Source organism: Cyclobacterium sp. L-R (assembly GCF_056859355.1).
On the sequence record NZ_JBSXOH010000084.1, the window covers coordinates 100,111 to 112,096 of the forward strand.

The following is an 11,986-nucleotide window of genomic DNA, read 5'->3' on the forward strand; positions in this document are numbered from 1 at the left end:
GAAAGCAATTCACAACACGTATCATGTTTGTTTTTGCCAGAATACTGCTGTGATTATCATATGAAGATACCAATTTGAAAGCAATTCACAACACGATTGGAGTTGAAAATATGTTACGTTTCGCTGTGATTATCATATGAAGATACCAATTTGAAAGCAATTCACAACATGGATGAAATCTATATGGAGGCTAATGTCGCTGTGATTATCATATGAAGATACCAATTTGAAAGCAATTCACAACATGGCGATTTCGAAGCTTCTATGAATTGTAGCTGTGATTATCATATGAAGATACCAATTTGAAAGCAATTCACAACATTTGCCGGAGGCCGTATGAGATGATTTGAGCTGTGATTATCATATGAAGATACCAATTTGAAAGCAATTCACAACTCTTCAATTCAATATCAATTGCCTTACCTTGCTGTGATTATCCTATGAAGATACCAATATGAAAGCAATTCACAACTGATTGATATAACGAATTTTGGATCACCCCATCACCCTGTCATCTAATCACCGATCACCCCATCCCACAATGATTTCCTTTATTCCACCACTTGTTTAATAATTGTGGCAATTTTTTTATCATTTGGTTCTATAAACAAACCTGTATGAGTACCTTCTACTTCGATTATATTTATAGATCTGGAAAAGGCCTTCCATCCAAGAAATTCTGGTTCGAAGAAATAATTAGTTCGAATTTTGGCTCTAAATAGGGTGATTTCCCCTTCGTAAAATCCCGGTGTATAATTCTTACAAGCAGCCAAATGCAAGGCTTTAATTTTGTTAATTCTTTGGAGAATAGGACTTTCTGTTTTTTTAGTTTTTAACTTTAATTTAATAAATAACACATTTAGTTTTTTGCTAATTGACTTATATTTAATATCTCTTAGAACAGTGGGGTGGGTTACCAGTAATTTTAAATCATGGGATTTTTTATAAAGCTGAAGGTGAATTTTAGCAAGAAGCTTGTTTTTTGGACTGTGGGGATCTTTGATAAAAGTAGCATAACTGTCAAAAAGAATGAGTTTTTTAACAGTTATGCTGGAGTTCTTTAACTGTTTGGCCATTTCGAATGCAATGATTCCTCCCAGGGAATAACCTCCCAAAATGATTTCGCCACTAGGGCTATTCTCCTTTAGTTCTTCAATATAGTTACGGGCAATTTCTTCAATGGATTCATACTTTGTGTTTTCTTCATTCATACCTTTGGATTGGATGCCATATAGTGGTTGAATCTTGTCCAGGTATTTGGCCAGTGAATGAAATGGCATTACGTTTAATCCTGCTCCATGCACAAGGTAGATTGGTGGCCTCGATCCGGAAGGCTGTATAGGTACAATAGATTTCCATTCTTTGTTTAATTCTACTTTGCTCTCCAAGAAACTACCTAATTTCTGAATTGTGGGGTATTTAAAGAGAATTGAAAGTGGCAATCGGGTTCCTAGCTCTTTTTCTATCAAGGTCATTACTTTCACAGCAATCAGTGAATGTCCGCCAATCTCAAAGAAATTATCGGTGATATCTATTTTATCTAAACCCAGGGCAACTGACCAAATTGCAGCGATTTTCTTTTCTTCTAGAGTTTCAGGTGACAAAATAACATCCTGATCAATAGCTATGGGATCCGGTAGTCGAAGCCGGTCAATCTTTCCACTTGCAGTATGGGGGAAATGGTCTACAATAACATAATCATAGGGCAACATATAGCCAGGAAGTGTAAGGGACAATTCTTTTTTCCAGCCCTTGACTTGCTTGGCTGAAACTACCTTGGTTTTATCTGTTACTTCACTTTCTTCCAAATTTTCCTTGAGGAGGAGATAGGCAACCAAGCCTTTGTCATTACGAGAAGTATTTCTAAATAAAACTACACTTTCTTTGACTGAGGCTAGTTCATTTATGGCCTGTTCAATTTCCTCAAGTTCAATCCTATGACCCCTCAATTTGATTTGATTGTCAATTCTCCCAAGGATTTGGATTTCTCCGTCGGGTAGGAATTTTGCTCTGTCACCGGTTTTATACATACAGATACCTAATTGCGATTGAAATGGATCTGTGGAGAATTTTTGATTGGTTAACTCCGGTTGGTTAAGGTATCCCTTCGCTACACCCTTACCGGAAATGTAGATTTCTCCTTCCTTTCCTTTTTGTACAGGTTTTTGGTTTTCATCAAGAAGATATATTTTAGTATTCAGTACCTCTCGGCCTATTGTAATAAGTGATTGATCTGCCTCGATCTTTTTTATGGTAGAGAAAACAGTAGTTTCTGTAGGGCCATAAATGTTCCAAAGGCTATGGCATAATGGCAATAGCTGCTTTGCCAATTCTTTGCTCAACGCTTCACCTCCGCTGATTATTTGCAGGTTGTCTACTCGCGAATTCCATCCGCTTTCTAAAAGCATTTTCCAATGGGTAGGTGTAGCAAACATAATGTCAGCCTTTTTTTGCCTTAAATAATCTGAAATAAGTCGGGGATCTTTTCTCTCGAATTGATCGAGAATTACGATTTGAGCCCCGTGTACGAAAGGCAATATTAACTCCAGTAAGGCAATATCAAAAGATGCAGAGCTTACGGCCAGAAATTTATTTTTGGCCGTGATTCCGGGTTTATGGCTAACGGTTTTAAGGAAGTTATACAAGTTGCCATGGGTTAGCATGACTCCTTTTGGCTTTCCTGTAGATCCGGAGGTATAAATAATATAAGCCACATCATTGGCTTCATTGTTCGGAGATGGGTTTTCTTTTGAGAAATTATCCTGCTTTGCTTTGAATTCCTCCCACAGAATCTCTATTGACTGTGACTTGAATTTCCCTTTGTATTTGGTATGTGTTATATGAACCTTTGCTGCATCCTTGAGCATATAACTGATCCGCTCATCAGGAAAATCAGTATCTACAGGGAGATAGGCTGCCCCTGCTTTTAATACTGCCATAATAGATGTGATCATCTCTATTGAACGATCCATTACTATGCCCACTATATCATTCCGGCCTATGCCTTTTTGGATTAGAAGATCTGCCAATTGATTGGATGTTTCATTTAGCACTTTATAGCTGCAGGATTCATTTTTAGAAATTATTGCTGTTTTTGCAGGGTATTGATAAACAGCAGATTCTATTAATTCCTGAACAGGTCTGAATTCATTGTAGGTATCAGGTTTTAATTCCTCCTGGATACTATTGATTTTGGCTTTCTTGTCTTCAGTATAAGCATCAATTGGCAGGGAAGGTTGAGCAAAAATGGTCTCCAGTAAGTCTAGGTATTTTTCAATAATTTGATTTACCTCCTCTGAATTAAAAAGAGATGTTTTGTATTCCATCACACCTTCGATACCATTTTCAACCTCAGTGCTGGTAAGCATAAGGTCAAATTTTGCTCTTTGTGGTTTGGTTTTAAGTTGTTCTATTATTAAATCGTCAATTTTCCATCCATTTTTATCAAAAGAATTTTGAAGTAAAAACATTACTTGAAAAAGGGGATTGCTTCCTAGTTTTCTTTCAGGTTGGGCTGCAACTACTATTTTCTCGAAAGGTACCTCCTGAAATTCAAAGGCTTCAAGGCAGTTGTCTTTTACTTCATTTAAGAAGTCACTAAAATTACCAATTGGATTGAGCTGTGATCGAATCGGTAAGGTATTGACAAAATACCCTAGTAACTTGTCTGTATGCTGATAATTCCGATCTGCCACCACAGTCCCTACGCAAATGTCCGTTTGATGAGTCAATTGGTACAGAAGAGTTTTAAAAGTGGCCATTAAAACCATATACAATGTTGTCTCTGACTTACTAGCTAGTTCCTTTAAATGTTTTGAGTGGTGGGCTGGGATAAGGAAGAATATCGTATCGCAATCACTATTAGGATCATCAATGACATTTTTATATTGCGCTAATGAAATTGGCTGTAATGCAGCAAGTTTATTTTTCCAATAAGCTATTTTTTCCTCAAATCCATAGCTTTGAAATTGGTTTCTTTGCCAAATGGCATAATTTCTATATTGGATGGGTAAAGGTTGCTTGTCTAATGGGCTGTTATTTTTAATCCGGCTATAAAAATATTCGATTTCATTCATTAATATTCCGACTGACCATCCATCAAAAGCAATGTGGTGGAAAGCCAAAGCAAGGATACTTACCTCATTACTTTGACGAATCAATAAGGCTCGGAACATTAGGTCTTGTCTCAAATCAAATGGTTGATTGATCTGCAATTGTATAAAATTACTAAGCGTTTGTTCATCCCAGACTTCTGTAGAAATGTCCTTAACTTCCAATTGCCAATTTTCAATTTCACGCACTACCTGATAAATGTGGTCTCCATCATATTGGTAAACAGACCGCAATATTTCATGTCTGTCGAGAATTTTACGTAAAGTGGACTCCATCGAAAGGCTGTCAAGCTTTCCAGTAAGTTTCAAAACCAAAGGAATATGATAATGTAAAGAGCCTTCTAATTTGTCAGTCAACCACAAACTTTCCTGATTAAAGGAAAGGGGAAATTCCTTAGGTTTAATGGGGATTTCGATGTTTTGCTGCCTTGGCAATGTTGAAGAAATTCCACCTATGAGTAAGGCCTGCTGATGGATGGTAGGTTGTTTAAATATTTCAGTAAACTTTATTTCAAAGTTAAAATGAGTTTTAATGGCATTTATTAACCTTATAGCCATTAGGGAATGACCACCTATTTTAAAGAAGTTATCATTAATCCCAACCTGCTTAATATTCAATAATTCTTCCCAAATCCCTTGCAGCCGTATTTCAGTAGGGTTTTTAGATTGTGTGAGAACCTTGTTGAATTTTGCGCTTAGATCAATTTGCGAAAGTTTTTTTCTATTTATTTTACCGTTAGTAGTTAGGGGAACTGAATTTATAAAATGCCATTGAGAAGGGATCATGTAGGAAGGCAAATTATCAGAAAGGTGAGCAATTAGTTTTTCTGTTTTTTGTTCCTCTGATAAGTACTTTAAGTTATTGACTGTGATTATATGTCCAACAAGTACCTGGTTTTCGGGAGTTTTACCATTTAGGGTAACAACGGATATGTCGACTAAATCTAAAGTGTTTAATACCTTTTCTATTTCCTCTAACTCGATTCTATAGCCCCTTAACTTTACCTGATTATCCAATCTGCCCAATAATTCAATATTCCCGTCTTGAAGGAGAATTGCTTGGTCTCCTGTTTTGTACATTTTCCTGTCTTTCACATTTGAAAAGGGGTCAGGAACAAAATTTAAAGCGGTCAATTCAGGGCGGTTTAAGTATCCTTTGGCCAAACTTTCACTTGAAATAAATAGCTCTCCAGGAATTCCTACAGGACATACTTTTCCTAAATGATCTAAAATATAGATATTAATGTGAGCAATGGGTTTTCCTATTGTAATTCGTGTCTTAGGTGTTTTCAATTCTGCCGCAGTAACCCATACTGTCGCTTCTGTGGGGCCATATTCATTGTATAATTTTGCCTCTTTATTCTTTTCGAAATGCAAGGCCAATAGTGAGGAATCTATTTTTTCCCCACCTAAAATCACCCTTTTAATTTGCCCAGTAGGAATTAAATTTTCGGTTAGTAAAAAATGATAAAAGGAAGGTACACAATGGATTGTTCCAGTAAGTCTTATTAATTTCTTCAGCTCCTTAGTATCTTTGAGTTGGTTGGCCTTTCCTAATATTAAGGCATTACCTCTAGCCAATGTTCCAAAAATTGCTGGAATGGATCCGTCAAAAGTAAATGACATTAATAGCAAAGTAGGATAACTTTCCGGATAATACCTTTCTCGTGAAAATAAAAACAAAAATAAACCCTTGTGACTAATGATCACTCCTTTAGGTCTGCCTGTTGTTCCAGATGTATAAATTAGGTAGGCTGGGTCTTCGGTAGAAAGAGGTAAAGCAGGTTTTTCAGGGTTTCCCTTATTTATGCTGCTTAGCTTTGAATCAAGTGATATAATAGAGATGGAAGTAAAGTTCTCCCGAAAAATGTTTTCGGTTTCCTCATCTGTAATCACCCAGGAAGCTTTGGTGTCTTCAAGAATAAATTGAATTCTTTCTTTTGGGAAATCCGGGTTTAAAGGAACATAGGCTGCACCAGCCTTTAGAATTCCCAATATCCCAATGATCATTTGAGGAGAGTTGTCTAAACAAATAGGAATATAGGTGCCTCGTTTTACTCCTATATTAATTAAATGGTTGGCAAGCAGGTTGCTCTTTAAATCTAAGTCGGTAAAACTAATACTATCGCCATTAAAATCTATGGCAGTTTTATTTGGAACTAGCTTCACCTGATCTTCGAAAAGACTTAAAAAAGTACTATGAGATAATTCCTTTGGAAGGACAAAATCGTTGTGTTTATTTAAAACAAAATCCTTTTCCTTCTCATTAAGTAAGTTTATTCCATCTATGGAGTCCTGAGAATCAATGGTTATTGACTTGAGCAGTTCTATATAGTGATCAGAAATTAGGGCAATAGTGGATGGATTAAATATTGCCGTTTGGAACTCAAATTGGCCTGTTAGCAATTCTTCAGACTCTTTAACTTCTAGTATTAGCTCAAATTCAGAGGTCTGCTTTGTGACTTTTAATGGTGTGATTTCTAAATCATCAAAGTTTAATTCAGTTGCGCTATTGCTTTGCATGACAAATAGCACCTGAAAAACAGGATTTCGATCAGAAAATCTGAAATCGTCTGATAATTTTACAATTTCACCAAATGGTACATGGCCATGCTCTAAAGCTTCTAATGTGTTGTTTTTGACATTTTTAAGTAAATCATTGAAATCCGAATTTCCGTCCACCAATGTTCTGATAGGTAAGGTGTTGACGAAAAAACCAATTAAATCTTCCATCCCCTCATGCTCTCTTCCAGCCATTGGAATACCAACACAGATGTCTTCTTGATTACTATGTCTTTTTAGCAAGGCTTTAAATCCGGCTAGTAATACCATAAAAAGCGTTGCATTGTGTTTTTTCGCTAGACTTTTTAATTTTGAATGGGTCTCCTTATCGATAATAAATTCCTGAGAGGAACCAGATGAAGTTACTTCTGAAGTTCTTGAAGAATCGGTTCTAAGTTGACTCGGTAGGACTCCGGTTAGTTTTTTATTCCAATATTGAAGTGAATTATTTAAAAAATCACCTTTTAGAAGGCTTCTCTGGTGCAATGAAAAATCTGTATAGGCTAAAGCATTTGCTTGTTTTGGAACAGGCTTTCCATTCTTAATAAGATTGTACAGATTGGAAAGGTTATTTTTAAACAGGGCAGTGGACCATCCGTCCCATGCAATATGATGAACAACAATACCCAAAATGTGTTTTTGTGGCTCTATTTGGAATATAGCAGCCCTAATCATATAATCTGAGGAAAGATCGAAAGGCTGCGCAATCATAGATTTGAAAGGCCAGTCCCGAAAAACCTCATTTTCAGTTAGAGGTGTAATAAATTCCTGTAAAAACCAAGAGTCTGACCCAAGCTGTTCTTGCACCAAGCCCTCATCCGTCGCTGTAAAAATTGTCTGTAAAGGTAAATGACGTTTGACGATTTCTTTAAATGCTGCCTTAAGAGACTTCACATCCAACTCACCATTGATAGAGAATACCATAGGTAAATGGTATTGAAGGCTTCCTCTTGAATTATGAATGATCCACATAGCTTCCTGATTGAAGGAAAGTGGGGGGCTACCAGCATTTTCTGTAGCTGCCAAAACTTGTAAGTCGATATCCGTTTTATCTATTTTTTGGCTTAGACTAGAAATGGTTGGTGAGTCAAAGAAATCTTTAACCAAAAGTCGTTTGCCTAATTCCTGCTTAATAGCAGAAATAGATCGGATAGCAAGCAATGAATCTCCGCCTAATTCAAAAAAATTATCATCTGTACCAATCTGTTTCCAACCCAAAACCTTTCGCCATATTGCTAATAGACACTTTTCCGTTTCTGTCTTAGGAAAACTAGTTGTGGAGCTGATAGTTGCTTTCCACTCGGGATCAGGTAAAGATTGCTTATCAATTTTACCATTGCTGGTTAAAGGCATTGTCTCCATATTCACCCAGTATTTCGGGATCATGTAGGCAGGAAGCTTTGATTTAAGTTTTTCTTTTATATTATCCTCTAAAGTGCTCCTTTCAAGTACATAGTAAGCAACCAAATAGCTTTTGTCCGACTTGGGGCTTTTGGCTACAACCGTGACTTGCTTGATGCTTTCAAACTGATAGATGCAAGTTTCAATTTCACCAGGTTCGATGCGGTATCCATTAATTTTTATCTGATCATCAATTCTACCATGATATAGGATGTTTCCATCTTCAGATGTTTTGCCCAAATCTCCTGTGCGGTATAAAACACCACCATTTAGCCCTGAGATAAAATCAGGGATGAAGCTTTTGGCGGTTGCCATTGGTAAATTGAGGTACCCCCTGGCAATGCCTTCTCCACCTATATATATTTCTCCTACCTCATCTTCAGTTACCATTTCGAGTTTGCTGTTCAGAATAAGGATGAATGAATTGGAAAATGGTTTGCCAATTGGTACTTGATTGTATTTACGACTTAAGTCTAATTGGTGTATACATTTGCCTATGGAAGCTTCAGTAGGGCCATAATGATTGAAAACATCCCCTTTAAAATCAATTTTATTTAGAAATGCTAGTATGGAAAGTGGGAAATTTTCTCCACCAAAAATTAACTTTTTCTCTGGAACAGGGATAAAACCTCCTTCAGTATGACTCAACCATAATGAAGGTACAATTTTTAGGCAATCAATTTTTTGGTTTGTCAGGTAAGCTGTAAATCTCTCGCTATCTAATAGTACTGTATCTGATATAAAATGGAAAGTAGCAGCTTGAATTATAGAAGTGTGGATAAGGGAATGTCCAGCATCAAATACGATAGGAGCTGTGATAGCGTAGGATTCACAATCTTTAAGCTTGGCACTTTCTATCAATCCAAAACAATGATCCATTAAGCCTTTATGAGGCACCATTACTCCTTTAGGATTGCCCGTAGAGCCAGAAGTATAAATTACATAAGCAAGGTTTTCAGGACTAGGTTGAAATGTTATTGTTGGCTCTGAAACCTGATCCTTCGGTATGGAGGAGAAGTTCATTAGCTCGATTTCTTCAGATACAGTTAAACTTTCGTCTAAATCACTATTGACCAACAATACTGATGCTTTGATGTCTTCAAGAATATATTGAATTCGATCTATGGGAAAATTAGGATCTATAGGCACATAAGCTGCTCCGGATTTTAAAATACCAAATATCGTTACCAACATTTCCAAGGATTTCTCCATGCAAAATGGCACTAGGCTTCCCGTAGAAATTCCTTTATTAATTAGAAAGGAAGCCAATTCATTCGCCTGCTTATTTAGTTCCTGAAATGTCAACGATTCACTTTCGAAAACAAAGCCTATTCTTTCAGGATATTTTCGAGTTACCTCGTTCAGTTGCGAAATTATAGTTTTGTCCCTAGGATAATCAACTGAGGAAACCAGGTAGGAAGTATGATTTGATTTTATTTTGGAATTTTGCTGGATTATGTTTTTGGTTAATTTGGAATTACTGTTGACTACGTTTCCCATATTACGAGTGGATTGATCATAAATGAATACTTTTATACTGCCTGTAGGGTTTGAGGATAATAATTCAAATTTTCATACGATCTGTTAATTTTATAAATTAATGTATTCTGGAATTGAGATAGCTCCCAAAAGTGACAAATTAATCTAAAGACAACAATAATTAAAATATTCCAATTTATCATTGAAATTAAAAATGTATTTTTTCAGTTTTTTGCTTTAACTTATTTGCTACCAATATGTTTTCGCCATACTTATTTTAATTTGTTATAATATCCGTGTTATTATATATGTTTGGATTAAATTATAAAATATTAATTAAGCTAGAAAGAATTATAGTAAAAGGTATCGGTCTCATATGGATTCAATGGCTCAATTTTACTTATGGTTTTCTATGAATTAATGTATTCTGGATTTACTTTCCATGGAAATTTACTGCTATTTTTTAGGGCGAGTATTTATTCTTACTCCTCAAAAAGTTTATTTATTACTTAGGTAAATATTAAAATCTCAAGCAATTTTAGATAAATTGCTTGAGTGGTATTGGGCTCGATTTGCTTATTTGGTAGAATCACATGATTCCTTTGTCGAAATTATTTGAATTTTAGTTTAATGCTTATCTTTATAGATTTTCATTACTAAAATGAAATTTTACCCCAATACGGATTATAATACCTATTATTCAAGTAATAATTGACAGTTTATTTCGCTAAAATAATTAACAATGAACCACAACATAGAAACACTAATTCTCTCAATATGCATTTTGCTTTTTCAAATTAATTTCGGTTTTGCACAGCAAAACGAAACTCCAAATATCGTGTATATTTTGGCCGATGATATGGGGATAGGTGATGCTTCCTGCTACAATCCTGATGGCAAAATTAAAACCATTCATCTTGATAAAATGGCAGAAAATGGGATGAAGTTTACAGATGCACATACCAGCTCTTCTGTCTGTACGCCTACTCGATATGGAATCTTGACAGGTAGGTACAATTGGAGATCTACGCTTAAAAATGGCGTTTTAGGAGGTTATTCAGCCCCATTGATTAGCAATGATCGATTTACTGTAGGTAAGCTTTTGCAAAAGACCGGCTACTATACCGGATTTATTGGAAAGTGGCACCTGGGATGGGATTGGGCTTTTAAGCAAAATTATGAAAACATAGATAACCTGAATACCATTTTAGAAGTGGATTATTCCCAACCCATTAAAAATGGCCCCAATCAGGTAGGCTTTACTTATGCTTATGGATTTAGTAGTTCTCTGGATATTCCACCCTACGTATACATTGAAAATGATAGGGTTACGGCATTGCCTGATAAAATAACAGTAAACGTGGATGATAAAGGTTTCTGGAGAGAAGGCCCTACAGCACCTGATTTTGAACATGTTAAAGTTTTATCTCACCTGACTGATAAGGCAGTTGATTTTATTGGGGAAAATTCCAATAAAGAAAAACCCTTTTTCCTTTATTTCCCACTTCCAGCTCCGCATACCCCCATATTACCAACGACCGAGTTTATGGGTAAAAGCAATACAAATATGTATGGAGACTTTGTCCTGCAAGTTGATGATGTGGTAGGAAAAATTGTTGCTGAACTGGAAAAGCAAGGTGTTTTAGACAATACCTTATTGATTTTTACTTCAGACAATGGCTGTTCTCCTAAAGCTAATTTCGCAGAACTGGCTAGAGTTGGTCATGATCCTAGTCAAGGTTTCAGAGGACATAAGGCAGACATTTATGAAGGAGGACATAGAGTGCCATTTATAGTCCAATGGCCAGAAAGAATATCGGGAGCACAAACCTCGGAGCAAATTATCTGTACTACAGATTTTATGGCTACCGTTGCAGATATATTAGGTCAGAAAATGCCGGAAAATGCCGGGGAGGATAGTTTTAGTTTTTTGAAAGTACTTAACGGTGCCATGCAGGCGGAGGTAAGACCTTCTGTAATTCACCATTCGATAGATGGTAGGTTTGCCATCAGAAAAGACAAATGGAAACTAATTGCCTGGCCAGGATCTGGTGGATGGACTGCTCCAAGATCTGCCAAAGAACTTGCTGGTTTACCAGAGATGCAGCTCTTTGACCTTTCTAAAGATCCATCAGAACAATCAAACTTAATATCTGATTATCCTGAGCTTGCTTTGTCATTGAAAAATGAAATGATCAGCCTAATCAAAAATGGCAGAAGTACCCAAGGTCCAAAACTTAGCAATGATGGGCCTGAAATATGGGACCAAGTAAAGTGGGCTTTCGATCAGGAATAGATAATCCTCATCACAGTTAATTGTTGTTAACCATTTTATCCAAGTTCTAATTACTAGAGTTAATTTTATAGATTGGTGTTGGTTATATTAAAGGCTTTTACTGGCTTATGGTTTCCATTTTCAAATTCTTTCTTGT

General features: G+C 36.1%; 2 protein-coding genes and 1 CRISPR repeat array (1 of these 3 cut by a window edge). Of the genes, one reads left to right on the top strand and one right to left on the bottom strand.

What is annotated here, in order from left to right; genetic code table 11:
• A CRISPR array of direct repeats spans positions 1-472; the repeat unit is 46 nt; unit sequence GCTGTGATTATCATATGAAGATACCAATTTGAAAGCAATTCACAAC (it extends 1,170 nt beyond the left edge of the window).
• Between the two features lie 79 nt (positions 473-551).
• Complete coding sequence (locus AC13EX_RS16290) at positions 552-9,575, bottom strand: amino acid adenylation domain-containing protein (protein ID WP_482893490.1); 9,024 nt, start codon at positions 9,573-9,575, stop codon at positions 552-554.
• A 721-nt stretch (positions 9,576-10,296) separates the two neighbouring features.
• Between AC13EX_RS16290 and AC13EX_RS16295 the strand changes: the two genes are divergently transcribed.
• A complete protein-coding gene (locus AC13EX_RS16295) occupies positions 10,297-11,850 on the top strand; it encodes a sulfatase family protein (protein ID WP_482893491.1) in 1,554 nt (517 codons plus the stop codon).
• Positions 11,851-11,986 lie beyond the last annotated feature (136 nt).

Coding starts and splice junctions, on each gene's coding strand:
- AC13EX_RS16290 (WP_482893490.1), bottom strand. CDS start 9,575: ATGGGAAACGTAGTCAACAGTAATTCCAAATTAACCAAAAACATAATC.
- AC13EX_RS16295 (WP_482893491.1), top strand. CDS start 10,297: ATGAACCACAACATAGAAACACTAATTCTCTCAATATGCATTTTGCTT.